The organism is Streptomyces sp. NBC_01471, from assembly GCF_041438865.1.
Lineage (GTDB): Bacteria > Actinomycetota > Actinomycetes > Streptomycetales > Streptomycetaceae > Streptomyces.
The window spans coordinates 87,321-111,593 of the sequence record NZ_CP109451.1; the positions used below are offsets into that span (position 1 = coordinate 87,321).

Here is a 24,273-nt window from a genome sequence, read left to right on the forward strand (position 1 = left end):
GGGTTCTGGCACACCTTCCGTGACGGGGGCGCTGTGAGTGACGGTCGGGGGTCGTGTTGGCCTTCGGGAAGTTGCCTGAAAATGATCAGTGGCGATCTCGGATGGCCGACAGTCCGGGTCCGCGAAAGAGATGGTGCTGCGGTTGGAGGAGCTGCTGTTGCTGTTTTCGTCGGTCCGGACATCGCGGTGCTGTCGGTCGACGTGATCAATGAGGCGACACGGGTCGGGACTCGGTCACGATGGTTGGGGCCGAGTGCGCTGGGGTGCGGGGCGGGGGCTGGTCGGAGCGGGTCCACAGCTCCTCTCTGCGGTTTCCGCTGATGTGCCCGGTGCAGGCCAGCGGGTTCGGCTGTGCCTGTGGGTTCGCCGGTTCGTCCGCGAGAACCCGTTGGGTGAACGGCGGACCTTTGTCGAGCAGATAGCCGGGCTGACCCGAACGGTCTCACGGTGTACGGGAAGGCGTACGCGACGGCTCGTGCTCAACGACAGTGACGCGTCCGCCGTTCATGATCTTCCGCAATGCATCTGCATCTACATCTGCATCTGGGAACGGATCCGTGAAGTCGAGGCCGACGGGGAGCAGGCTGCCGCGAAGACACGTCATGTGGGCCGTCACACGCTGGAGCCAATGGTCCTCCGGGTGCCGGCAGCGGACCGGGGGCGAGGACGGGCCGGGGATGGTGGAGTTCGGGGAGACGCTGAGCACATCGTCTTCGAGGCAAGCGCTCAGGCGGAGACCTCGCTCGGCATCGGGCAGCGCGCTCTTGTCACGGTCGTGTGACTGAGCACTTCAGCCGACGAGTTAAGCACCGGTGTGCGCCGGTAAGGTCGCCCGTGGACGCTGAGCGGGCACCGGGCCGGGCTTTTACTGATGATGAGGTCGGACATGACGAACGTCGCCGAACGGCGCGCTGGAGAAGGCAGGCCCACGCCGCGAGGGCGTGATGTGAGGCTCGCCGTTCCGCGACGGTGCGCACAACGGCGGCATCCTGTACGGCGTTCCGCGTACTGACGGCCCATGAACAGCGCCGACGCATTTCTGGAGACTCTCGCGACAAGCGGCCTGCCGCCCCTGCGCGGCGGGCGGCACCCCGGCGACGACTTCCACGCCGACATCGTCACCCGCGATCTGGGGCCTCTACGGCTGGCCGAACTGGTAACCCCCGCGGGCGAGTGCTTCCGGGATGCGCGGTCCGCCCGCGCCACCGACAGCGAGCTGTGGCAGATCGAGCTGGTGACGCAAGGACGAGTGCGCGCCCAGCAGGGCCGCAGCACCGCTGTGCTCGGGCCCAGCGACCTGGTTCTGATCGACCCGGTGCGGCCAGTCCGGTTCGCCAGCACCGCGTCCACGCACGTGACCATGCTGGTACCGCGGCACTCACTACGGCTCGGACCGGACGATGCCGCCCGGCTGGCTGGAGTGCGTATTCGCGGCGACCAGGGCCCCGGGGCCCTGGTGTTCTCGCTCGCACGGGACATGGTGGGGTCCCTGGACGGGTTCCGCGCCGACGAGGCGGACAGGTCGGCGGCCGCAGTGATCGAGCTCATCGCGGTGGCACTCTCGGCTCAACTGGGCCATTCGCAACGGCCGGTCGCCGACGAGACGTTGCGCACCCGGATCACCGGCTTCATCAGGGCGAGGCTGTCCGACCGGGATCTCACTCCGGCGAAGGTGGCCGCGGCGCACCACATGTCCGTGCGCCGACTGCACAAGCTCTTCGAGGACCAGCCACTGACGGTGGCGGCCCTGATCCGCCGGCAGCGCCTGGAACGGTGCCACGCGGACCTGGCCGGAACCAACCGAACCGTCGCGGCCGTCGCCGCCGGCTGGGGGTTCACCGACCCTGCGCACTTCAGCCGGCTGTTCAAGGCCACGTACGGGTACAACGCCGCGGCACTCATGTCCAACAACCGTGCGCGGATGATCAATGCGTCCGCCGCCCGGCCCGCCGAGGATGGTGGCTGAGAGTATGGAAAGCAGAAAGGCGATCACATGGAACAGTCGGTCGAAGCAATGAGCGCCATCCCGGCCCGGATGAACGAGGGCTGGAACAGCGGTGACGCCACCGCGTTCGTCGCCGATTTCGCGGATGACGCCGAGCTCGTAGACTTCGAGGGAACCATTCACAAGGGACGCGAAGCGGTGATTGCGTTCAATCAACCGCTCTTCGACACCGTGCTGAAGGGTTCCCGGATGGTGCGGAGCGAGGTGCCGTTCGCCCGCATCGTCCGCCCGGGCTGGGGCGTGGTGCACCACCGCGTCGCCATGGTGATGCCGGGCGAGGAGGAGCCGCTGTCGAGCCGCTCCTTCATGCAACTACTCGCGCTCGTGTGGCAGAACGACCGCTGGGAGGTCGCGACACTGCAGAACGCGCGCTTGATCTCGTTGGAAACCGCGATGGCCCTGGACGCCCAGGCAGCCGCCGGGTAAGGGGCGCGGTCCCCAGGGTCGTGCGCGAGATCGTTGACCGGATCGTCGAAGGAGTTCCTGGCGTCCCCCGATCAATCGCGGCCGGGCGCCGGGCACCAACCCGGCCGCAAGGTGCGCACCGTCGGCCGGCCGCAGCCAGGCCCCGCGCTCAACCGGCCACCTCACACGCGCACTCGCCGAGTGAAGCGCTCAGTCACACCGGGAATTCAGCGGTCATGATTTCGCGCCTAATCAGTAGTCCAGGTCGAGGTGATCGATGTCGTTGACTGCCATGTCCGACAGTCCCATAGCGCGACCACCGCCGTTCCACTCCTGCAGCGCGGCCAGGGCCTGCTCGGCGCCCTCGGCCCGCTCGGCTGGGGTCAGCAGGGTGTCGGCGAGGCGGGCCGGATACGCGCGCAAGCGACAGCCCCTCTGCCGCTTGCGATCGCGGCCAGCCGGTCTTGGGCTTCCTCTGGGATACGGACGTTGGCATCGGACGATCACCGCAGCAGCTTACGCAGTGCCCAATGCGCCGACTCCCGGCCTGCGGACGACGACACGTGCAGCACGGCGGGGACGGGGGTGCGGTCAGGTGAAGTGCGGGTCAGCCAGCAGCACTACCCGGTCCGCCTCGACGTCGAAGCCGATCACCGGGTGACCGGGGTCGGTTTCCGGGGCGAACAGCACAGGTTTGCTCATGGCCCGTCCGATCACCCGTAGGAAGCTGCACAGCACGTTCAGTCGCGCCTGGCCCTGGAGCTCACGAAGGTCAACGTCGAAGTCGATCGAGTCGGCCGCATAGGGGCGAAAGATCGCCAATACTCCCGGAACCGGCCAGACCCTCAACATCACACTGGCCTCGACGCCCCGAGCCAGCATCCTCTCGGCCCGTGGAAGCCACAGCGCGGCACCGTCTTCGGAGTACTCGCACGTCCAACCCCGTGAGCGCACCAAGTCGAGCACCGCCTGCCAGTCATCGACGGAGGCATCAGCGATACTCACGTCCGGCAGGGTGCCCATCAAGTTGGGGTCGAAGAAGTTCTTGACGTCATCCCACAGCAGGTCAGGCATCAGGAATCACTGTCTGCTTTCAGCGAGGCGAAGAGTTCAGCGCACTCGCTGGCGAAGGAGCACAGCTGGTCCATGACCTGCCGATACTCCTGCGGATCCCGGTCCCTGCGCGGCGGAGCGTCGGCCCACTGCTGCCACAAGCCGCCTTCGGCAAGGTATCGGGATGCGCGCTCGGATCCGAGGGCGGCATCGAGGTGAAGCAGTGCGCCAAGGGCAAGGCTCTGGTCGTAGTCAAGGTCAGGCCGGGCCAAGTAGTGATCAAGGTAGTTGCACAGCAAATCGGCGTCCGCACCGGTGCCGAACGTGGCGAGGGTGACGCAGTAGGCCCCGCCGGCATAGGGCCCTTCGCTGGCAAGCAGGAGCTCGCCGATGCGGCTGCGGAACTCGGTCCTGCCAGCTACAACGACCAGCCAGGAAGCGGTCTTACGCTCTCGCCACCCGCCTTCGAAAAGGACGCAGAGTTCAGCGGACGTGATCTCCGAAGCAGCCTGGACCAACTCTCTCGTGAACACCTCGCGCTCGGGCCCGCTCAACCGCAGCAAGCTTCCACCCAACCGAAGGTACCTCCGCCCGGGCGTGACGAATCGGCGGACCAAGCCCAGCAGCTCAGGGTCAGTGGTGGCACTACGCATGGCAGCATCTTTGCCCGGCGAATGCCCAGCTGCCAGCGGTTTGCCCGAGGGGTCGCCGACTGGTGATCGCTAGTACAGAGAAGGCTCTTCCCCGGCCGCCAGCCCGGACAGGCGATGAATCCGGGCAGTCTCCAAGTCCACCTGCGGGAGATCGGCATCCCGCCACAGCGCGGCAGGGCCCCAGCGATCCGCCAGCTCGTCCTCCAAGCCCCGCCCCCGTCATCGCGAAGACGCCCGGTTACCACGGCAGGACAGCCCCCCGCCCGGTCACTGAAGCTGGAGGAGCCTGAAGCCGATACGCCTCCCGCGGCCACACACGGTGACACCATGGACGGCCTCAACGAGGAGTACGCGACACCTCAACATGCGAGCACACCAGGCCCGGGACCGGATCACTTGCGAAATCGAGAACGGTACTCGCCAGGGGCCGTGCCCCGGGCACGTCTGAAGGCACGGCTGAAAGCGTGCGGAGAGCCGTATCCGACCGCGCCGGAGATCGACTCGACCGGCTCATCGGTATCGCGGAGCCGGACGGACGCCAGGTCGATGCGCCACTGCGTCACGTACGCGCCCGGCGTCTGTCCGAGGGCGGACCGGAAGCGCCTGGACAGCGTCGCCCGGGAGACGCTCGTCGCAGCGGCCAGGGTCTCCGTGGTCCAGGGGCGTTCCGGCTGGGCGTGGACACATGCCAGAGCGTCGCGCACGACCGGATCACGCATCGCTCCCAGCCATGAGCCGGACTGCTCCTGCGGGTGGCGGGCCAGCCAGGCGCGTACGAACTGGACGAGCAGAAGGTCGATGATGCTGTTGATGGCGGCGGTGGTGCCGATCTGCGGCTGCGCGAGCTCCGCAGCGAGAAGTTCGACGGTCCTTCTGAGCTGCGCGTTCTCCCGGGCTGTGATGTGCATCGGCCGGGCGAGGGAGGTAAGCACCGGTGTGCGCACCTCCGGGTCCTGCTCGTAGTGCAGCACGATCACTTCCGTCTCCACCGGCGCCGAGCCCAGACGCAGGGCTCGGCCATCGCCAAAAGACCGGGCCGCCGCCTCACGGTCACAGGAACCCATCGTCGCGCCGGCACGGCCGGCTATCCCGTGTGCGGTGCCCGGCGACACCAGGACGGCGTCTCCGGCCTGCACCTGACGAAGTTTCTCGCCTGGGACATGGAGCCACATGGTGCCGCGGGACACCACGTGCAGTGCCGCTCCTGGAGAGGAGTCCAGCCGCAGGCCCCAGGTTCCTCCGGCCTTCAGCATGACCCCAAGTGCCCCACGCGCACCCGAAACCCGCAGGACCTCCGCCAGCACATCCATGGGTTTATTCTCGTCCACCACGGCGAACCGCCCACCGGCGGGCGGGGCGCATGTGTCCTCGTCCACAGCGTCAGGCCACGTCAAGAACGGCCTTTCCGTGCACCTTCCGCGCGAACAGCGCCTGGACGGCTTCGTCCACGTCCTGCCAGTCGCCTCGCAGCCCGACCGGTGCCGAGAGCCTCCCGGCGGCCATGAGGCCCAGCAGGTCCGTCAGCTCCCCGCTGGTCGGTGTCATGTCGCCGTAGGTGGCGATGCTGCGGGGTTCGCCGAAGCCGAACAAGGTCCCTGACGGGAACGTGGTTTCCTGCCCCGAGGAGTAACCGACCAGGTGGATGGTGCCGCCCTCGGCGAGGGAACTCCAGGCCTGGGCCACCAGTGGTCCGCCGACCGTGTCGAGGACGAGGTCGAACCGGTCCCCGGTCTCGGCCAAGTCGGTCAGGACCTTGTCGGCGCCGAGTTCACGGAGTCCGGCGGCCCGCTCCGGCGAACCGACGAGTGCCGTCACCCGGGCGCCCGCCAGCGCCGCCAGCTGGACGGCGAAGTGCCCCACGCCCCCGCTGGCGCCGGTGATCAGAACGTTGCGCGCCAGCAGGGAACGCTTGCGCAGCACCCGGAACGGGGTGACTCCGGCGATCCCCAGCGCGGCGGCGTCGGCCAGGTCCACGCCCTCGGGGACGGTGCCGAGCGAGGCGGGGCTGACTGCTACCCGCTCCGCCCACGCGTGGGGAGCCATTCCCACTGCGACGCGCGTACCTTCGGGCGGCCCCGAGCCGTCGGATGCGGCGCGCACCACGACGCCGGCCGCGTCGTGACCGTGTACAGCGCCGGCCGGCCACTGGTCCACGTAATTCAGCTCTCCGAAGTTGAGACCGATGTGCCGTATCTCCACCAACGTCTCACCGGCGGACGGTACGGGCTCATCGACATCGGCGAACCGGACGGGTCCGGCCTCACTGTGATCGACCACAAGGGCGCGCATAAGGGGTCTGTTTCCTTCTCTCGTGGGTGCGCCTGAACACTCGGCGCTGCAGCAGATCGAGTGCGCGAATGCCGCACTGCCGTCTTCTTGAAACCCTACGCAGGACCGGCACAGCGACCAGACCCGTGAGAATCAATCAGTTGACGATCTGTGTCAGTGCGACTCGCGGCGCGTCGAGCCGTGATCGGCGCGGGCCAGGGTCAGCAGGGCTTCGATGATCTCGGTGGAGCGTCTGTTGAGGACGAGCAGCTGGGACCCGGCGGTCCGAAGATCGTCCGGTTCGGGTGAGGCGAGCGCCACCTGGATGATGGTGCGCATGCTGGCGAGCGGGGTCCGCGCCACTGCCACTTCCGGCCGGTGCGGGGCCGGGCAGAAGTCAGTGGCGTGAGCTGCGCCGGGGCCCAGGGGGAAGAGCACACCCCGGCAGCCGTTCACAGGTGCCATTCCACCGGGCCGGGTGTTGCGTGACGGTCTCGGAATTTCCTCACCTTTACGCAATACGCGGGCTGTTGTAGCCGTGTGGCTCGGTTTCCGGTTCCGGCCGCCGTTCGGTGCGCAAGGGGGTGGTGCCGCAATGGGGCGGATCCGCAGCTGTCCTTCTCCCTTACGGGCAGCCCTTCGGGCAGATGGCCCATCACCGGACGCTTCCCGGGAGGGCGCCCGGGAAGCGCTTGCCGCCCCTCAACTGCGCCCCGGCCGAGGCCTATTGCTGGAAGCCGATCATGTTGTGGATGTCTTCGGGGGTGAGGAACATCCAGAGGCCGTAGCCGTACAGGTCGCCCCGCCTGAATCGCTGGGTGATGGCGGCGTCGTGCGGTGGGGCCAGTTGGACCGGGGCGCCCTCGTATGCGCCGGCCTGGAGGGCGAGCCCGGACTCCTTCGCGATGATCCGGTAGACGGTTCCCGTCTCGACGCAGGCATCCTGCCCGTCGTCGTACTCATCGCTGAACCCCGGGATCCGGCCGCAGTCGTGGAAGGCGTTGTCGCGGTAGACCTGAATGAGGAACTTCTGGCCGTCGCGGTCATGTGGTTCGCTCTGCACCACGCCGGCGCCGGATGTCGTGCCCGCGGCTTCCAGGGCCTTGCCCGAGTGGTGGACCAAGATGCGGTGGAAGCCCTGTCCGTCCGGCTCCAGCAGGAAGTGCTTCACGGTGAAGCTCCGAAAGTCCGGCACGGTGACCAGCGCGGTTCCCTCTCCCACCCCCCGGTCCAGCGGCGGCGCGGTATACGGGTGCGCGGGCCGGTAGCCGATCGCGGTGATCGCGTCCGCGACGTCGGCCAGGCGGCGTTCCGGGTTCAGCGTGCGGACGATGTCCTCGGTCAACGGGCGCAGGGCCAGGACCTGCCGGACGGCGTCGGCAATGGCGAACGACGACCGCTCCACACCCAGTGCGTCGTCGAACATGACCGTTGCCGGCGACGGCGCGATCAGGTCGGCGAGCACGGATTCGGCCCGGTCGTAGTCGATCCACCCTTCGACCGGGGTGACGGATTCGTCGGAGGAAGAGTCGGGGGTCTGCCATGCCGTGTCCCCCGGGAGACGCCACATCACCGCCGTGATGTACGGCAGGTCGACGCCCGTGTCCTCGAACGGTGACTTGCTCAAGTCGTTCCACAGGCAGGAGCGAAGGGAGTCGGGCACCTGGGCGAAGACCGTCCTCCACTCCGCCGCCGCCTCACCCTCTTCATGGGGCAGCAGCACCTCCGCGTCGATGTCCCACAGGAAGACCACCGCGCCGGCGTCCCCGTGAAAGTGCACCTGCACCCAACGGGACTCCGAATAGCCGGTAAGGACCGCACCGCTGCCGTGCGGGCAACCCGACGGCACGTATTCGTACCCGAGGTCGTTGTGCTTGTCGGCGATCAAACTGATCGCCGCGAGTGCTCGCGCCCGGTCCTCCAGCTCCGGAACGTCCCACATCGCCGCCGCGGCCCGGTCGACCGTGAAACCGGTCTGTATTTCGCTCTCGTTCATGACAGCCATGAAACAGGCCGCCACTGACAACCTCCATGAGCGACGGCTCGCTGCAGATCCCGCACCCGCCGAGGTGCAGCAGCGCCGACCGGGTCGATCGCTGGGGCCGGATCTTCCACGACTGCCCGGCCCGCGCCCGCTCCACACGAGCCGGCTCCTGCCGCACGGCAACCTCCAGCTCCCATCGCCGTTACCGCTTCTCCTGCTCGTATCCACCCCTGACGGCCCCGTTCTCGTAGAGCTACGGCGAACGGACATGTGGCGCAGGATGAGGCTCGGGGCTAGGCCGTTTCTTTCGGATCATCTGATCGTCGGTTGATGTGTGTCGTTGACTGACGCCCAGTGGGCGCGGATTGAGCCGTTGCTGCCGGACCGGACGCCTCGGCGGGGCGGACGGTGGCGTGATCACCGACAGGTGATCGACGCGATCGCGTTCAAGTACCGCACCGGGACGCCGTGGATGGACCTGCCCGAGCGCTTCGGGTCGTGGAAGGGAGCCCACAGCCGGCTGCGGAAGTAGGCCGCCGACGGCACCTGGGAGAAGGTCCTCACCGCCCTCCTCGCACAGGCCGGCGCTGATGGCGACCTCGACTGGGTCGCGGCCGTCGACTCCACCGTCGTCCGTGTCCACCAGCACGCGGCCGGGGCCCGTCAAAAGGGGCCTCGGCCGACGAGCCGCGCGATCACGCCCTCGGCCGGTCCTGCGGTGGACTGACCACCAAGATTCACCTGGCCGCCGACAGCAGATGCCGGCCACTCGCGTTCGTCATCACACCCGGCCAGGACGGTGACGCCCCCGCATTCCCCCAGCTCATGGCCCGCTTACGGGTGCCCAGGCCAATCGGCCGCCCCGGAACGACCCCCGAGGCCGTCCCGGCCGACAAGGCGTATTCATCCCGTGCCGTCCGTTCACACCTGCGGCAACGCGGGATCCGGGCAGTGATCCCTCAGCCCTCCGACCAACTCGCCAACCGCAAACGGCTCGGCCACCGTGTCGGCAGACCCCCGGCGTTCGACCGCGAGACCTACAAACACCGGAACACCGTCGAGCGCTGCATCAACAAGCTCAAACAGTGGCGCGGCCTGGCCACCCGCTACGACAAGACCGCAACCAGCTACCTCGCCGCACTCCACCTCGCCGCCATCTTCATCTGGTCAGCCACATGATCCGAAAGAAACGGCCTAGCGGGGCCTGAGTCCGTCGACGACGACGTCCAGCATTCGGTTCAGCTGGGGGCGCTGCTCGGGTGCGCCGGCCACGGAGAGCAAACCGGCGAGGATGCCGCCTACCTCGACCGGGTCGATGTCGCTGCGCAGTTCTCCTGCTGTGGCGCCGGCTTCGAGCACCATCGCCAGGACCTGCTGGACCTCGTCGCAGACCGGTCCGGTGCCGAAGCGGCCGGAAGCGCTCATGGCGACCAGGGCCTCGCAGATGCCGCGTCGTTCACCGGCCCAGTCGGCGAATCGGAGCATCCACGCGTGGAGGGCCTGCGCGGGTGGCTCGGTGGCCAGCAGGGTGCGCGCATCTTCGCGCAAGGGCCGGATCTGGTCCCGGTAGACCTCTTCGACCAGATCCTCTCGGGTGGGGAAGTGCCGGTACAGGGTGGCGTTCCCCACTCCCGCGCGCTTGGCGATCGCATCCAGCGAGATCGCGCGTCCGGACGCGAAGGCTTCGGCGGCCGTGGCGATCAGCTGCTCGCGGTTGCGCTGCGCGTCGGCGCGCAGGGTGCTGCGTGGAGGTGTCATGACCTTCGCGATCGTGAGTGTCGGATGAGGCTCGGAAACGATTCGGGGATGTCCCCGGTTCAGTGTACGGTGAGACAACCGGGGAGTTCCCCGATTACCGGTGGTCCCACCCGTCCCTTCAGCGACGAAAGGTTCGCCATGCCTACAGCTCTCATCACCGGGGGAACGACCGGGATCGGCAGAGCGACGGCCGAGCTGCCGCACGCCCGCGGCTGCCAGGTCGCGGTCACGGGACAGAATCCCGAGTCCCTCGCGCGGGCGCAGTCCGAACTCCCCGGCGCCGTGCTTGTCGTCCGATCCGACGGGCGCGTGCTCTCCGACACCGACGCCGCCGGCCACATCACCGGCCAGGACATCACCGTGGCCGGTGGCTACGGGCTCGGCGCCTGAAACCCGGGCGAGTCGACCACCAATCCGCACCTTTCGAACGCCACGAACCGCACCTCACAGGAGAACACGATGGCACTCACTCTCGACACCTATCGGCTGCTGGGCCGTTCCGGACTCCGGGTCTCACCGCTGGCGCTGGGCACGGCGACCTTCGGCACCGAGTGGGGCTGGGGCGCCGAGCGCGACGAGGCGCGCAAGCTCTTCGACCGCTACACCGAGCTCGGCGGCAACTTCTTCGACACCGCCAGCACCTACACCAACGGCAGCTCCGAGCGACTGCTCGGCGAATTCGCCCGCACCAACCGCGACAAGATGGTGCTGGCGACGAAGTACTCGACGCTGCGTCAGCCCGGTGACCCGAATTCCGGGGGTACCCACCGCAAGAGCATGCTGGCGTCGGTGGAAGCCAGTCTGCGGCAGCTGAACACCGACTACATCGATCTGCTCTACGTGAACGCATGGGACTTCAGGACGCCGGTGGAGGAGATCCTGCGGGGCCTGGACGACCTGGTGAAGCAGGGCAGGGTGCTGTACGTGGCGATCGCCAGCGCCCCGGCCTGGCAGGTGTCGCGCATGCAGGCGATCGCCGACCTGCGCGGCTGGTCGCCACTGGTCGCACTGGAGACCGAGTACAGCCTGATCGAGCGCACCGCAGAGCGTGACCTGATCCCGATGGCACGCGAGATGGGACTCGGCGTGGTCCCCTTCTCCCCGTTGGGCGGCGGGTTGCTCACCGGCAAGTACAGCCGGGAGGACCAGAACCCGACGGGCTCCGTTGTCGGCGAAACCGCCAGCAACCGCAAGAGCCTCAACGCCGCCCTGGGATGGGTCACCGACCGCAACCTCGCCATTGCCGATGCGGTGAAGGAGGTGGCCTCGGAGCTGGGCCGCACACCCGCCCAGGTCGCACTGGCCTGGACCCTGAATGCCCCGGGCGTGACGGCACCCATCATCGGCGCCCGCACCCTCGCGCAGCTGGAGGACAACCTGGGTGCCCTGCAGGTCGACCTCACTCCTTCCCAGCTGGCCCGCCTCGACGAGGTCAGCGCCATCGACCTCGGCAATCCGCACGACCTGCTCGCCAGCGATCACATCCGCACGGTCACCACAGGCGACATGAAGATCGAAAATCGCCGTTGATTCACTTCATGAACCACGGCATCCAGACATATCACCACGTTTTTGATGAGGGAACGGAGCAACCTCGGCATGGGTAAGTACAGCGACAAGAATGTGGTGATCACGGGTGGCAGCAGCGGCATGGGGCTCGCGCTGGCGGAGCTGCTGGTGCAAGGCGGAGCCCGCGTGGTGATCACCGGCCGTTCTCAGGCCAAGCTCAACGCGGCACGCGAGCGGCTCGGCGAGAATGCCGTGGCCGTCCAGGCGGATGTGGCCTCACTGTCCGACCTGGATATACTCGCCGGCCGTGTAAAGAGCGAGCTCGGCTCGATCGAGGCTTTGTTCGTCAACGCCGGCATCTCACCCCTCACGCCCCTCGAGTCGACGACCGAGGACGTGTACGACGAGCTGTTCGCGATCAACGTCAAGGGCGCCTTCTTCACGGTGCAGAAGCTCGCTCCGCTGCTGAGCGCGAACGCCGGCATCGTCCTCACCACCTCGATCGCGAACGTCATCGGCATGGTGGACACCAGCGTCTATGCGGCCGGCAAGGCGGCGCTGCGCTCAATGGCCCGCACCTTCTCCCGCGAGCTGCTTCCGCGGGGAATCCGTGTCAATGCGATCAGCCCGGGTCCCATCGACTCGGGGATTCTGGAAACGATGAACTTGTCCAAAGAGGCCGCCAGCCAGTTCAGGGCGGAGCGGACCGCGAGCAACCCCATGAAGCGCTACGGCACCGTCGAAGAGTTCGCCAAGGCGGCCGCATTCCTCGCCTTCGATGCCACGTACACCACCGGCATCGAGCTGGCCGTGGACGGCGGCGAAACCCAGCTCTGAGCTCGTCTGCCCTCCCGCCACGGGCATAAGGCCCGCTGCCACGGCGGTTTCAGGGGGCGCTGCAATACGTGGTCGTGTCGATCAGGCCGCGAACAGTTTAGGCAGGCGCTCGGCTGGGGTTTCCCAGCCGAGCGTTTTGCGTGGGCGGCCATCGAGTTCGGCGGCGACGGCGTCAAGCTGCTCACACCGGGAGGTTGTCGCGGCCCATGAAGACACGCCGACTGAACCTTCCCCCGCGAAGTGGACACCTTTTTGTGTCGTTATGCGGCGAGGGTGCTGGTGACCAGATGCTGTTCGTAGGCGATCGGAGCCCCAGCTCCTCACCCCAGGGCCGCCGGTCTGCCCCCGGGAGCGTGCGGCCTGGGCACGGCGTCCCGGGCGGTCAGGTCCAGGTCGAGGCGTCTGTTCATGTCGCCACGTACTCCACCGCGGCGGTCGGCACCTCCTGGGCCGACTCGGGGAGCCGGGCCTCCACCTCGAAAAACTTCAGCAGCAGCGCGAACCCGAGCCGAGTCGCCCCGGACTTGTTCCGCACCCGCTTCATGTCGTCTTCCAGCAGCGTCCAGACCTCGATCAGGTCCTCCGGCTCCCAGTCCTGCCGCACCCGTACTCCTCGCCCCACCCCGACGCGCCACGGCGCAGAGACTGCGCATGTCGTACGTGGCGCGGGCCCGGGTTCAGACCACCCGGGCGCAGCTGAGGGGGATGATGCCGCCCCGCAGCAGTTCCAGGCGCTGTTGGGCGATGCTGCCGGGGCGGGCGGTGAAGACGATCAGCCGCTGTCCGTGGTCGGGGCTCAGCACCACCTCGCAGTCCAGTTCGATCTCACCGACCAGCGGATGGACGATCGTCTTGGTGTCGTTGCGTCGGACCGCGACGTCATGCGCCGCCCACAGCTCCGCGAATTCCGGCGAGGCTGCCAGTAGCCTCCGCACCAGCGCCCGTGCGCGGGTGTCGTGCGGTCCGGCGGCGACCACCGAGCGCAGCTGCGCTGCGTGCATCCGTCCCAGACGGTCATGATCGTCCGCAGTGAACCGCATGCGGAAGTCCGGCATGGTGAACCAGCGCCAGAACATGTTGCGTTCGATGCCGGGTGCGCTGCTGTTGTCGCCGATCAGCGCCATCGACATGGCATTCTGCGCGAGCAGGTCCCCGATGTCGGACATCACGTGCGCCGGGGTGTCGTGCAACCGGTCGAGGATCAGCAGCAGCCCCGGCCTCACGTGGCCGCTGCCGCTGGAGGCACGCGGCGGGGCCTGCCCGGCGAGGTGGTAGAGGTGGTCGCGCTCGTCGCCGGTCAGCCGCAGCGCCCGGGCCAGCGCGCCCAGGAGTTGCGCGGACGGGTGCGGGCCGCGCGACTGTTCCAGCCGGGTGTAGTAGTCCGCGGACATCCCGGCCAGTTGTGCGACTTCCTCGCGTCGCAGTCCGGGGGTGCGCCGCCGGGCCTGGTCCGGCAGGCCCACGTCGGCCGGTGCGAGGCGGGTCCGCGAGCGGCGGAGGAAGTCGGCGAGCTGGGCGCGGTCCATGTCCCAAGCATCCATCTCCTGCGGCGACTCATCCAGGGATTCCCGATCCCAGGATCACCGGGTCTCTCCCGTCGCTGCGGACCGGTGCCACAGTGGAGTCAGATCCGGCGAGTGAGGGAGCACGACGATGAACACCGTTCTGGTGACCGGGGCCACCGGCCAGGTGGGAAAGCGTTTCGTCCCGCGGCTGCTGCAGTGGACCGCCAACGGGGAGACGGTGCGGGTACTGGTGCGGGACGCGCCGCGCGGAGAGCAGTTCGCCGCGCTCGGCGCCGACGTCGTCGTCGGCGACCTGCGCGAGGAGGCCGACCGGGCCAGGGCGCTCGACGGCGCGAGCGCGGTCGTCAATGTCGCCGCCGCCTTCCGTGACGTGCCGGACGCGGAGGCATGGGCAGTGAACCGCGACGCCGCCGTCGCCCTGGCCCGCCAGGCACTGGCCGCGGGTGTCAGTCGCTTCGTGCAGACCAGCACCAATCTGGTCTACGGAGCGGGCCGCGGCCGTCCCGCCCAGGAGGTGGACGAACCGTGTCCCGGTGAGGACCGCGGTGTCTACCCGGCCTCCAAGGCCCAGGCCGACGCCGCACTCGAAGTACTGCGAACGACCCAAGGCCTGCCGTTGGTGACGGTCCGGCTGGCTTTCGTCTACGGCGAGGGCGACCCCCACCTGGCCCAGGCCCTGCGCTTCGCTGCCGGTTGGGCCGCTCACCAGCGGATGCCGATGGTGCACCACGCAGACGTGGCCCAGGCTCTCTGGCGGGCGCTGCGCGTGCCCGGTGTCGAAGGCCGGATCTTCCATGCCGCCGACGACGCCCCGGTCACCGCCTTCGACCTGTACCGGCTGGCCGGAGTCCCGCTGCCCGACGGCGCCGCTGACCGACAGGATCCCGACCCGTGGCGCGGTGTCAGCGACAACCTCCCGCTGCGCGATGACCTGGGCTGGCGCCCGGTCTACCCGTCGGTCTGGACCGCCCGCGACGCCGGGGCGCTGTAGCCGATGGGCAGCCGTTGAGTGCCTGATCCCTCTTTCCCGTTCCGACCGCAGTGACGGCCGGCACCCGGGCGCCGTGAGGCGCAAGCCGCTGACCTGTGGAGTTGGCCCGCTTACGGAGAAGGCTGTCGTGGCGCCGGCCACCCACGTCTGCTGTCCCTGTGCGGTGGGCAAGGCAAGGGGTGGCATCAGAAATTCTGTGACACCGCGTGGTATTGGAACGGCCCGGCCGGCCGGGGCGACAGGCTCTCCGACGTCTGACGCCGCTGGATTCGCCCGTTCTACCCGATGGCCGTGCTGTCGACGCGCGCGTGACCGGGGGCTACCGGAGTCGGTCCGAGGGGTGGGCGGGCACACCGTCGCGCTCGGCATCAGCCTGGGCCGGCAGCGGCAGCCACCAGGTGTAGACGTCCGGGTCGAAGGCGTGCAGGCGCTTGACGAGCCTGGCGGTCGACCAGGGCCAGCAGAAGGTGTTGACGCCCGGGAGGCCGAAGTAGTAACCGGTGCCGCCACCGGCGTTGTAGACGGTGTTGCGCAGCGCCTCGTGCAGAGCCCGCTGGTGGGCTGCTTCGGCCTCAGGCTTGACGTCCAGAGCAGATGCCCCACTGGCGCGCAGCTGGTTGAGGGCAGCGGTGATGTAGCGGAGTTGGGCTTCGAGGACGGTGGGGACGGCCGTGGTTCCGGTGAGCAGATTCGGGCCGATGAGCAGGAAGAGGTTGGGATATCCGCTGACGCTGGTACCCAGGTAGGAACGGCGGTCGTCGGTCCAGCTCTGGGCCAATGTGCCCTCGGTGCCGTGCAGACGGGGAGCCAGCGGGATGTCGCCGATGTGGAATCCGGTCGCGAGGACGATGATGTCGGCGCGGGTGCGGGTGCCGTCGGCGCCGATGACGTCGGAGCCCTCCACGGCGGTCACGCGGGTGGGATGCAGCCGTACGTTGGGCCGGGTGAGGGCGGTGTAGTAGGTGCCGGAGGTGATCAGGCGGCGGCCGCCGAAGCGGTAGTCAGGAGTAAGGGCCCGGCGTAGAGCGCGGTCCCGTACCGAGGCACGCAGATGGAGGCGGGCCAGGGCCTCCAAGGGCCGCAGCAGGCGGGGGTGGCGCAGGGGGAATCCGATGGCCTCCTGGGTCCAGTGGTGCAGGCCGCGTAGTGCGCGGCGCACTGCCGGGTGGTGTTCGAAGTACCGGTGGAGCCCCGGAGGGAGGGGGTAGTCGGGCTTCGGAAGGACCCACTGCGGTGTGCTTTGGAAGACGTCGACATGAGCCGCCTTCGGCTGGATCTCGGGCAGGAACTGGACCGTGGACGCACCGGTGCCCACCACTGCCACGCGCCGTCCGGTCAGGTCGACTTCGTGGTTCCAGCGGGCGGAGTGGAAGGCGGTGCCGGTGAAGGTGTCGAGGCCGGGGATGTCGGGCCGGCGGGGCTGGTGCCAGGGGCCGGTGGCCAGGATCACGGCGCGGGCGGTGTACGTGCCCGATGTGGTCTGCAGGTTCCAGCGGTGCGCTTCCGGCTCCCAGCGGATGCTCAGCACCTCGGTGTTGTAGCGGATCGCCTTGTGCGCGCCGTGCGTTGCCGCGGTGGTGTCGAGGTAGTCGAGGATCTCGGACCGGTCGGCGAAGCCCCGGCTCCACGTGTGGGGTGCGAAGGAGTATTCGTACAGCACCGCCGGTACGTCGCAGCCGCATCCGGGGTAGGTGTTGTCGCGCCAAGTCCCGCCGAGCCGACCTGACTTCTCCAACACGACGACGTCGTTGAAGCCGGCCCGGCGCAGCGCGATCACGGCGGCCACGCCGGAGAGGCCGGCTCCGATGACGACGACTTCCGCTTCACGATGGTGTTCGATGCTGTCGTCGGCCACCAGCACGCGCCCCCTGTCTGCGTCGTGAGCATCCCGGCGCTGCTGCCAGGCCACCCCCGACCGTTTGCTCAGAGCGACGATCCTAGGGTTGCCCGCGATCACTCGCATTGAGATGACCGGCAGATACCTCATCAGGGTGATCTTGCTGGGTACATCGGAATGCGGTGCGTTCTCCTGTGTTTGGATACCGACCATGCCGATGAGGGGCGACCTTCCCCGACCTCGTGCTCCCCACGCCGACGCCGACCAGCCCGAGCGGCATCTGCCCTACCCCAGTGGCTGGTTCTGCCTGGCGCGCTCACGAGAACTGCCCCCTGGCAAGGTCGTGACCCGCCGTTTCATGGACGAGGACATCGTCCTCTACCGCACCCGCTATGGCCGGCCCCGCGCTGTACATCCCTACTGCCCTCACCTCGGCGCCCACTTCGGCGCCGGCGGCACCGTCGAGGGCCAGAATGTCGTATGCCCCTTCCATCACTTCGTCTTCGGCCCCGATGGCACCTGTGTCGCCACGCCCGACGGCCCGCCCCCACGCGCCCGCCTGCAACACCACAACCCCGCCACTGGGCCCGACAGTTCTACCCGGAACCGTGAGGGAACGTGGCGGTCGACCGACAGGAGCACGGCCACGTCGAACCTGGGGCGGAGGCAGAGGGCCGCGCGACCTCGACCTCAACAGCCCGCGCCCTGGAACGGCTCACGAGCAGCCAGGCCGCCCACATCCACGTGGCACCGGTGCGAGGCCGGTCGCCCGTCCGGGTGGTAACGAGCGCGTCCGGTACCGCCGTGTTCAGCGTGTGGCTACGTTGCTGGCAACCGGAACCGACTCTCGTGAAGGACACCGATGACCATTCCCGCCCTGGACCACGCGACGACCCGCTACTGTCTGCCGCACGCCTACTGGATGGGCCGGGCGGCCGGGCTGGCCTCCCTGGACCAGGACGGCATCGAGACCCAAGCCCATGCCTGGGGATTCAGCCGGGTGCGGTACTTCGAGTCGAGCCACAAGATGCCGTTCCCGATCGAGGACACCCAGGCCTACGTCATGGCCAGCGACCAGATGATCGTCACGGGCTTCCGCGGAACCGAGGTCGCCAAGATCCGCGACTGGCTCACCGACGTCGACACCCCGCCCGTTCCCGGACCGGGGAACAAAGGCTTCGTGCACTACGGCTTCCACCAAGCCCTGGAGTCCGTCTACCCCCACGTCCGCGACACGGTCCTGGAGTTCCGCGACCGGGGGCAGAGCATCTGGTTCACCGGTCACAGCCTCGGTGCGGCATTGGCGATGCTGGCCGGCGCCCGCCTGTACTTCGAAGCACCGCGGCTCCTCGCCGACGGCGTGTACACCTACGGCCAGCCCCGCACCTGCGAACGTCTCCTCGCCCACGCGCACAACCAGGCATTCGCCGACCGCTGCTACCGCTTCGTCAACAACAACGACATCGTCCCCCACCTCCCGCCCGAACCCGCCTACACCCACGTCAACGCCCTGCGCTACATCGACGCAGACGGAAAACTCCACCAGAGCATGCCGCTCCTCGCATCACTCCAGGACCGGGCAGAAGGATTCGCCGCCGACCTGTTCGCCACCGAAACCGACGCCATCAAGGACCACCACCTCCCCAACTACATCGCCGCGCTCGAAAAGAACCTCACCCCGACCGGCTGAGTACCGGCGCTCGGCTTCGCGACCCCGCCCGGGGGCGTCCCACCGCGCGGTACAGAGCCACATGACACGGCGTCACGGTCACTGCGCTCGACCCCGCCCACACCCAACAGACCTGCCACCGGTACGGGCACGTCGACCGCAAGAGCCGGAGCCGGCCCACGGGAGTCCCTGAAGCGGCCACTGCTGATTCTCGATGTCGACGGGCCGCTCCACCACGTCAACCCGCGGGTCGGTTCGAGCGGAGCGCGACTTCCACAGGCTCGCCGAGTTCTCCCGGGCACTGGACGCCCCGAAAGCCGCCGGCTGAGCACATCACACCTATCCCGTCCAACCCCGTCCACGTCCGCATGGCCTGTACGGGACAAGCCTCAGGAGCGTGGGTCAGTACGCGTAGCTGCGTCGCTCCAGGTGATCTTGTAGAACTTGAGTCGTCCGTCTTCTGCGACCAGGCGCATGCCAGCTGCGGTCATGACGCGTTGGGACGCGATGTTGTCGTGGTCGGTGTCGCCTTCCACGCTGGTGATGCCGTGTGCACGCGCGAACGTCAGCAGCGCGCGTAGAGCCTCGGAGGCGTATCCCTTGCCTTGCGCTGACGGGATGAGGCCGTAGCCGATCGTGACGTTGCCGTTCTCGTCCGCGGTTCCGTGGAAGTCCACGCCGCCGATGGCTTGTCCGTCCTGGCGGTGACGGATCTCGTACATGCCGAACGGCTGGGGGTCACCGGTGTTCGCGCAGGTGTGCAGGAAGCGCCGGGCCCCGGACACGTCGCCTTCGGCGGGGTATCCGGGTGCCCATCGGGCGCCGTCGTCCGGCTCGCCCGCCACCAGCCGCTCCGCCTCGATCACGCTCATGGGATGGAGCACGAGCCTCGCTGTCACAAGATCGTCCATGGCAGGCAGGAATACCACGCGCGGTGGCCGGACCGCACCGGGATTACCCCGGCCGGGCACCCCCCGACCGCGTCCCAACGGCCGGGACGGTGGTGAAGCCGTGGCTTACGTGTTGCCGCCCCGGCAGGGGAGGACGCAGCCGGGGGACCGCAACGGTGCCGTCCTGGCCCAACACGCGGTGAACGCCTTGAGGGCCCGCACCATTGGTCTGATCGACGACCGCACCGCCTACGGTCCGGGGCTGGCCAGTTCCTTCGCGAGGGCGGTGAAGGCGGCCGGGGGGGGCAACATCGTCGCCACGCAATACACCAGCGACAAGGCGACCGGCTTCAACGCCATCCTGACCAGTATCAAGAGCAAGAATCCCGCCGCAGCCCGGCGTCTACCGCCCGCGCCTGGCCGCTCTCACCCACGACGGCGTAACCGGCCCCCTCAGCTTCGACACCAGCGGCAGCCTCCGCAACGACGCGGTCAGCCTGTTCACCTTCGACGGCGGCCAACTCGTCGCGATGAAGCAGTAACACCTGCGAAGACTCGTGGGCGAGCCCCGGGCTCCCTCGGGCGCGTCGTGCGCGTCGTCTCCACGCGCCCCCCGCGGTGTTACTGGGAGAACGCGTAGGTCCGGACACGGTCGAGGTGCAGTTCGTAGGGCCCGAAGCAGTCGGCCGCGAGGGTCGCGACCGGAACGCCGCAGGGGCAGGCTCGGTTGAGTCCCTCGTCGCCTGTCGGCCCACAGCACCCATTGCTGTTCGCCCAGTTGGGCAGCGGCTGGAGGCCGGTGGCGTCGTCGGGATGCACCAGCACTGTGTGTCGCGTGCCGGCCGAGATGACGAAGCCCTCTTCGCGGCAGACCACAGGTCCGCGCGACTGAGCCGGTTTCGGGTCCTCCTGATCGTCCTGCACGACGTAGGGAGGTCCCCAGGGTTCGGGATCGATCGCGTAGTGGCCCCGCGGAACGGTGGAAGGCGTTCGGCGTGTCTCCTTGTCCCGGTCCCGCTCGCCGTCCGAGACCTCAGGGACGGCGGCAAGCTCGGCCAGCTCCGGCGTGATGGCGGTGCCGCACTTGGAACAGAGGAAGACGGTCATCCCCCCGTTGTAGTGTTCAGGACTGCTGCTTCGCATCCTCATTTCGCTGCTCCGAGCCGATGCACGCGACGGCACCACGGAAATCGGGCACGCCCAGGTGGACGGTGGTGTGCCGGGCCGCGAGGTCGCGCATGGCGGCGAGCTTCTGCTCGGCGCCGGCGAAGCTGGCCTCGATCGCAGCGACCTCGCCGAGCCAGCCCTGTCCTTGCCCCCCGACACCCGCGTCCTGAGCCACCGCGAGCCTTGAGGACGCGGTCCCGTACGCGAAGGTCCCGCGGTCGGGGCAACAGCTCCAGGGAGCCGTCCTACAGGTCCAGAACCAGGCGTGGCGAAAGCGAGCGGGACACGCACGGGTACATCCGGCTCTCGGGTGCGCCGATGTCGTCGCGGTGGTCGGGCTCGCCGTCCAGGACATTGAGCTCGCAGCTGCCGCAGACACCTTCGCGGCAGCCGGACGGGACCGGCCGGCCGGCGTGGTTCAGCGCGTCCAGCAACGACTTCCCGGCGTCGACTTGGATCGTCTGTCCACTTCGGGCGCACACCGCTTCGAACGCCGTGTCCGGTGCGAATTCTCGCGCGGTGGGCCGGAACCTCTCGGCGTGCAGCCGTCCGGCGGGAAACGCCTCCTCGACCGCGTCGAGCATCGAGGCGGGGCCACAGCAGTAGGCCAGTGCGCGGGGACCCAGACCGGCTGCCATTGCTGCGAAATCCGGCCTGCCGTGTTCTTCGGTCGCAACGATGGTCACCCGGTCGCCGTATGCGGCGCGTAGCTCGTCGGCGAAAGGCATGGAGGCGCGAGATCGGCCCACGTACACCAGTGTCGCCTGGGCGCCCCTTTCGGTCGCCGAGCGCAGCATCGGCCGGATGGGTGTGATGCCGATCCCGCCGGCCACGAAGAGGTACTCCGGGGCGGGTTCCAGCGGGAAGTGGTTGCGTGGCAGGGAGACTTCGAGTGTCCGGCCGAGCTTCAGGAAGCGGTGCACGTACTCCGAGCCGCCCCGGCTGAGCTGCTCGAAGCGGACCGCGATGCGATACCGGTCGCGTTCCGCGGGGTCACCGCACAACGAGTACTGCCGCGTCAGCCAGTTCGGCAGGGTGAGGTCGATGTGCGCTCCCGGCTGCCACGGCGCCAGCGGCCCGGCGGCACCGCGCAGGGCCACCGCCACGACGTCGTCGGCAATCTCTTCGATCCGGTCGATAACCGTCTGTTGCATGGAAATCCCCCGTCAGTACAGTTCGCGGTAGCCGGCTTCGAGCCCCGCTTCGAGCATCACCGGATCGATGTCGACGCCGAACTGGGCAGCGGCGACCTCACCCACCGACGGAAGTTCGTCGGCCAGCGCCTGGCTCGCGGGATCCCACAGCCGGGACCGGATCAGCGCGCGACCACAGTGGAAGTACGCCTCGGCCACCTCGACAATGATGGCCAGGACGGGTTCGCGCGCCTCGGTCTGCATCCGGGCGAGTACATCGGGCTCGTCGGTGGGATAGCCGTGTCCGTTGACCCGCAATGTTTCCCGGGCGCCGGGGATCAGGAAGAGCAGCCCGACCCCGTCGTGCTCGGCGAGGTTGGTGAAGGAGTCGGCGATCTTGTTGCCGGGCCGGTCGGGAATGGCGAGCGTGTGCTCGTCGAGCACCTTCACGAAGCCCGGGTAGTCGCCGCGGGGTGAGCAGTCCAGGTGTCCGTCCGCGCTGGAGGTGGCCAGCGAGAGGAACGGGGAATGCGCGATGAAGCGGCGGGAGAAGGCGTCGATGTGATCCTGCTTCTTCTCCTTGAGCATCGCCTCGGGCTCGCCCAGCCGGGCGCGGACCTCGGCGGGCGCCACCCGGCGTGGCCGGACGCGGGTATGCGTCATAACAGACTCCTTTCGGATTCTTCCTGGGTGGGATGCACGGGGATGCGCAGTCGGCGCGGCGGGAGAACTCGGCTCAGCCGCAGGTCATGGCACTATTATGAGCAATTATTCAGTTCACGCGCTACTCGCTTTGGCGCCGCTTCGAAAGGGGTGTCATGACGTCGGAGAAACGACGACTTCAGCCACGTAAAGAGCCACGCCAGGTGCGCGCGGAGCTCACCCGGCAGCGCATCCTCACCGCGGCTGCTCACGTTTTCGCCGAGCACGGCTACGCCGCGGGCACCACCAACCGGATCGCCGAACAGGCCAGGGTCTCGATCGGTTCGCTGTACCAGTACTACCCGAACAAGGACGCCATCCTGGCCGAACTGGTGACCCGGCACCTCGACGCCGGCGCCGCGGCCATGAGCCGCCGCCGCAGCGGTGCGCTGCCGGAGTCGCTGGAAGCGATCATCCGCCTGTTCGTGCGGACGTCGATCGAGAACCACCTGGAGGATCCGCACCTGCTGCGCGTCATGATGGAACAGCCCCCGCTGTCGGCCGCCCTGCTGGAGAAGATCGCCCGGTTCCAGGAGGCGGACATCGAGTACGTCCGGGAGCTGTTCGAGCGCCATCCGGAGGTCCGGGTGGCCGACACCGCGATGGCGGCACGGCTCGCGGTGTCGGCGATCGAATTCATCGTGCACCCGCTCGTCGCCGAGCCCGACCCTGTCGACACCACCAGGCTGGAGAACGAACTCGTGGCGATGGTGACCCGCTATTTGCGGGGCTGAGCAGGACGACGGCGACCGGTGTCCCACCGTCAGATCCTCGCCTCGCCGAACACTGGCCGACAACCTGGACCCAATTGACCGGTGGCTGCCTCCGGGGGCCTCTCATCGAGCGCGTCGCCTCCCACGGCGAGGACTTCACGATGGCCCCGCACATGCCGCCAGTCTCACAGCGCCGGCGTGGTGACCATCTGAGGCTCCTGCCGGACGGCCCCCTCAAGACCGTTCCCGCACACAGCCGCCGTCCACGATCCGCACCGTTCACGGTCCAGAGTCAAGCAACTTGCCAACTCGCTGGCCATACCGTCTGGTCAGCGCTGGTGCGACCCTTCTGCTGCCAGCAAAGGACAAGTTCCCGACAGGCAGGGTTTAGAAGAACGGCAAGTCCGAGCTCCGCCTGACCACCTGCGGCGGCGAGTTCACCAAGACCGCCACTGGGACTCCGGCGTCATCGTCTTCGCCGACCTCAAGGGCAAGATCAGGGCATGGACACCGGGCGCTGCTCCGCCGTGATCTCTATCAACTCCTCGCGCGGCAGCCCGGCCCTGGGCCCCCGGGTATCTGGCTCAGGCCGGGTCTTCCAGGGCTTGAATGAGGAGATGAGACAGACGGCGGAACTCCTCGGCGTTGGCCCTGTCGAACTTCTCAAGTACCGGAGCCAGCCGGGCCTCAATTTGGATGAAGGCCTCATCCATCACCTTGTGTCCCTTGGCCGTGAGATGGTTGTCCACCACCCGGCCCCGGGCCTGGGAGCGCTCCACCAGCCCCTCCTCCTGCAGGGTCCGGACGAGACGGCTGACGGCCTGCGGCGTATGGACCGCGGCGCGCGCGAGCTCCGAGGCGGAGGCGCCGGGTGTCCGCTTCAGCTCCCGCAGCACCGTCCACTGCCCGAGGGTGAGCCCCAGAGGGTGGATGACCTGCTCGATCCGGTCGGCGAAGTGGTGCCGAATGATCCTGGACAGTGCACCGATTTCGATCCCCTGCGGTAGCGGGTCGCCCGAGTTCTTCATGTTTGACACTGTACTCGTCGCGTTCTATATTGAACCAAAGTTCAATATAGAATCCTGATTCCAACCCAGTCGGCAGCTCACTCGAGCGATCGAGGTGTCCGTATCAGTCCAGGGCACAGGTCCTGGGCCGGCCGCTCCGTGGAGT

Annotated in this window: 26 protein-coding genes and 2 pseudogenes; 11 read left to right on the forward strand and 17 right to left on the reverse strand. The window is 68.3% G+C overall.

Annotation, left to right across the window (positions count from 1 at the left end; all coding sequences use genetic code 11):
• Positions 1–475 precede the first annotated feature (475 nt).
• The 3 genes from OG285_RS36215 to OG285_RS36225 all read left to right on the forward strand — a co-directional run bounded on the left by OG285_RS36215 (position 476) and on the right by OG285_RS36225 (position 2,431).
• Complete coding sequence (locus OG285_RS36215; protein WP_331760096.1) at positions 476–781, forward strand: hypothetical protein; 306 nt, start codon at positions 476–478, stop codon at positions 779–781.
• Positions 782–1,018: 237 nt separating this feature from the next.
• Positions 1,019–1,966, forward strand: a complete 948-nt coding sequence (locus OG285_RS36220) for a helix-turn-helix domain-containing protein (RefSeq protein ID WP_331760097.1) — start codon at positions 1,019–1,021, stop codon at positions 1,964–1,966.
• Positions 1,967–1,993: 27 nt separating this feature from the next.
• Positions 1,994–2,431: an SgcJ/EcaC family oxidoreductase gene (locus tag OG285_RS36225; protein WP_331760099.1), complete on the forward strand. Its 438-nt coding sequence runs from the start codon at positions 1,994–1,996 to the stop codon at positions 2,429–2,431.
• Positions 2,432–2,662: 231 nt separating this feature from the next.
• Here the strand turns inward: OG285_RS36225 and OG285_RS36230 are convergent, their stop codons facing one another.
• The 7 genes from OG285_RS36230 to OG285_RS36260 form a co-directional block, all read right to left on the reverse strand.
• Entirely contained in the window at positions 2,663–2,833 is a 171-nt protein-coding gene (locus OG285_RS36230; RefSeq protein WP_371793706.1) for a hypothetical protein, read from the reverse strand.
• Between the two features lie 168 nt (positions 2,834–3,001).
• Positions 3,002–3,484, reverse strand: coding sequence for a hypothetical protein (locus OG285_RS36235; protein ID WP_331760100.1), 483 nt, complete (start codon positions 3,482–3,484; stop codon positions 3,002–3,004).
• On the reverse strand, positions 3,484–4,116 hold the full coding sequence (locus OG285_RS36240) for a DUF6000 family protein (RefSeq protein ID WP_331760102.1): 633 nt from the start codon (positions 4,114–4,116) through the stop codon (positions 3,484–3,486). The genes OG285_RS36235 and OG285_RS36240 overlap by 1 nt, the downstream gene beginning before the upstream one ends.
• Positions 4,117–4,508: 392 nt before the next feature.
• Positions 4,509–5,426, reverse strand: coding sequence for an AraC family transcriptional regulator (locus OG285_RS36245; protein WP_331760532.1), 918 nt, complete (start codon positions 5,424–5,426; stop codon positions 4,509–4,511).
• 70 nt (positions 5,427–5,496) lie between these two features.
• Positions 5,497–6,405 (reverse strand): zinc-binding dehydrogenase, encoded by a 909-nt coding sequence (locus OG285_RS36250; RefSeq protein WP_331760103.1) that lies wholly within the window; start codon positions 6,403–6,405, stop codon positions 5,497–5,499.
• Between the two features lie 153 nt (positions 6,406–6,558).
• Positions 6,559–6,723 carry a hypothetical protein gene (locus tag OG285_RS36255; protein WP_356830453.1) on the reverse strand — a complete coding sequence of 55 codons (165 nt, stop codon included), beginning with the start codon at positions 6,721–6,723 and terminating at the stop codon, positions 6,559–6,561.
• 385 nt (positions 6,724–7,108) lie between these two features.
• Entirely contained in the window at positions 7,109–8,380 is a 1,272-nt protein-coding gene (locus tag OG285_RS36260; RefSeq protein WP_371793707.1) for an RICIN domain-containing protein, read from the reverse strand.
• 322 nt (positions 8,381–8,702) lie between these two features.
• Here OG285_RS36260 and OG285_RS36265 point away from each other — a divergent pair.
• Positions 8,703–9,547: pseudogene (locus OG285_RS36265) on the forward strand (IS5 family transposase).
• Between the two features lie 15 nt (positions 9,548–9,562).
• On the opposite strand, the gene OG285_RS36270 reads toward OG285_RS36265, so the two are convergent.
• Positions 9,563–10,126 carry a TetR/AcrR family transcriptional regulator gene (locus OG285_RS36270; RefSeq protein ID WP_331760110.1) on the reverse strand — a complete coding sequence of 188 codons (564 nt, stop codon included), beginning with the start codon at positions 10,124–10,126 and terminating at the stop codon, positions 9,563–9,565.
• Between the two features lie 138 nt (positions 10,127–10,264).
• Between OG285_RS36270 and OG285_RS36275 the strand changes: the two are divergent.
• From OG285_RS36275 to OG285_RS36285, 3 genes and pseudogenes are all read left to right on the forward strand, one after another.
• Positions 10,265–10,456 (forward strand): annotated as a pseudogene (locus OG285_RS36275) (SDR family NAD(P)-dependent oxidoreductase); the annotation flags it as partial.
• Positions 10,457–10,585: 129 nt separating this feature from the next.
• Positions 10,586–11,656: an aldo/keto reductase gene (locus tag OG285_RS36280; protein WP_331760112.1), complete on the forward strand. Its 1,071-nt coding sequence runs from the start codon at positions 10,586–10,588 to the stop codon at positions 11,654–11,656.
• Positions 11,657–11,725: 69 nt separating this feature from the next.
• Positions 11,726–12,472 (forward strand): SDR family oxidoreductase, encoded by a 747-nt coding sequence (locus OG285_RS36285; protein ID WP_331760533.1) that lies wholly within the window; start codon positions 11,726–11,728, stop codon positions 12,470–12,472.
• Positions 12,473–12,878: 406 nt separating this feature from the next.
• Here the strand turns inward: OG285_RS36285 and OG285_RS36290 are convergent, their stop codons facing one another.
• Entirely contained in the window at positions 12,879–13,076 is a 198-nt protein-coding gene (locus tag OG285_RS36290; RefSeq protein ID WP_331760114.1) for a DUF4158 domain-containing protein, read from the reverse strand.
• Positions 13,077–13,149: 73 nt separating this feature from the next.
• A complete protein-coding gene (locus OG285_RS36295) occupies positions 13,150–13,998 on the reverse strand; it encodes a helix-turn-helix transcriptional regulator (RefSeq protein ID WP_331760535.1) in 849 nt (282 codons plus the stop codon).
• A 127-nt stretch (positions 13,999–14,125) separates the two neighbouring features.
• On the opposite strand from OG285_RS36295, the gene OG285_RS36300 reads away from it, so the two are divergent.
• A complete protein-coding gene (locus OG285_RS36300; RefSeq protein WP_331760116.1) occupies positions 14,126–14,989 on the forward strand; it encodes an NAD(P)-dependent oxidoreductase in 864 nt (287 codons plus the stop codon).
• A 319-nt stretch (positions 14,990–15,308) separates the two neighbouring features.
• Here the strand turns inward: OG285_RS36300 and OG285_RS36305 are convergent, their stop codons facing one another.
• Positions 15,309–16,976: a flavin-containing monooxygenase gene (locus OG285_RS36305; RefSeq protein WP_371793708.1), complete on the reverse strand. Its 1,668-nt coding sequence runs from the start codon at positions 16,974–16,976 to the stop codon at positions 15,309–15,311.
• 67 nt (positions 16,977–17,043) lie between these two features.
• Between OG285_RS36305 and OG285_RS36310 the strand changes: the two genes are divergently transcribed.
• Positions 17,044–17,610 (forward strand): Rieske 2Fe-2S domain-containing protein, encoded by a 567-nt coding sequence (locus OG285_RS36310; RefSeq protein WP_371793709.1) that lies wholly within the window; start codon positions 17,044–17,046, stop codon positions 17,608–17,610.
• A gap of 78 nt (positions 17,611–17,688) precedes the next feature.
• Positions 17,689–18,516, forward strand: coding sequence for a lipase family protein (locus tag OG285_RS36315; RefSeq protein ID WP_331760119.1), 828 nt, complete (start codon positions 17,689–17,691; stop codon positions 18,514–18,516).
• Positions 18,517–18,884: 368 nt separating this feature from the next.
• On the opposite strand, the gene OG285_RS36320 is transcribed toward OG285_RS36315, so the two are convergent.
• From OG285_RS36320 to OG285_RS36340, 5 genes are all read right to left on the reverse strand, one after another.
• The gene (locus tag OG285_RS36320; protein WP_331760121.1) at positions 18,885–19,406 is read right to left on the reverse strand and encodes a GNAT family N-acetyltransferase; all 522 of its coding nucleotides are present in this window, start codon (positions 19,404–19,406) and stop codon (positions 18,885–18,887) included.
• Between the two features lie 600 nt (positions 19,407–20,006).
• A complete protein-coding gene (locus OG285_RS36325) occupies positions 20,007–20,492 on the reverse strand; it encodes a hypothetical protein (protein ID WP_356830470.1) in 486 nt (161 codons plus the stop codon).
• 16 nt (positions 20,493–20,508) lie between these two features.
• A complete protein-coding gene (locus OG285_RS36330) occupies positions 20,509–20,727 on the reverse strand; it encodes a hypothetical protein (RefSeq protein WP_331760123.1) in 219 nt (72 codons plus the stop codon).
• 70 nt (positions 20,728–20,797) lie between these two features.
• On the reverse strand, positions 20,798–21,706 hold the full coding sequence (locus OG285_RS36335; protein ID WP_331760124.1) for a PDR/VanB family oxidoreductase: 909 nt from the start codon (positions 21,704–21,706) through the stop codon (positions 20,798–20,800).
• 12 nt (positions 21,707–21,718) lie between these two features.
• A complete protein-coding gene (locus OG285_RS36340) occupies positions 21,719–22,348 on the reverse strand; it encodes an MSMEG_1061 family FMN-dependent PPOX-type flavoprotein (protein ID WP_331760125.1) in 630 nt (209 codons plus the stop codon).
• A 155-nt stretch (positions 22,349–22,503) separates the two neighbouring features.
• Between OG285_RS36340 and OG285_RS36345 the strand changes: the two genes are divergently transcribed.
• Positions 22,504–23,121: a TetR/AcrR family transcriptional regulator gene (locus OG285_RS36345; RefSeq protein WP_331760127.1), complete on the forward strand. Its 618-nt coding sequence runs from the start codon at positions 22,504–22,506 to the stop codon at positions 23,119–23,121.
• Between the two features lie 563 nt (positions 23,122–23,684).
• Here the strand turns inward: OG285_RS36345 and OG285_RS36350 are convergent.
• Positions 23,685–24,128 carry a MarR family transcriptional regulator gene (locus OG285_RS36350; RefSeq protein WP_331760128.1) on the reverse strand — a complete coding sequence of 148 codons (444 nt, stop codon included), beginning with the start codon at positions 24,126–24,128 and terminating at the stop codon, positions 23,685–23,687.
• Positions 24,129–24,273: the final 145 nt, after the last annotated feature.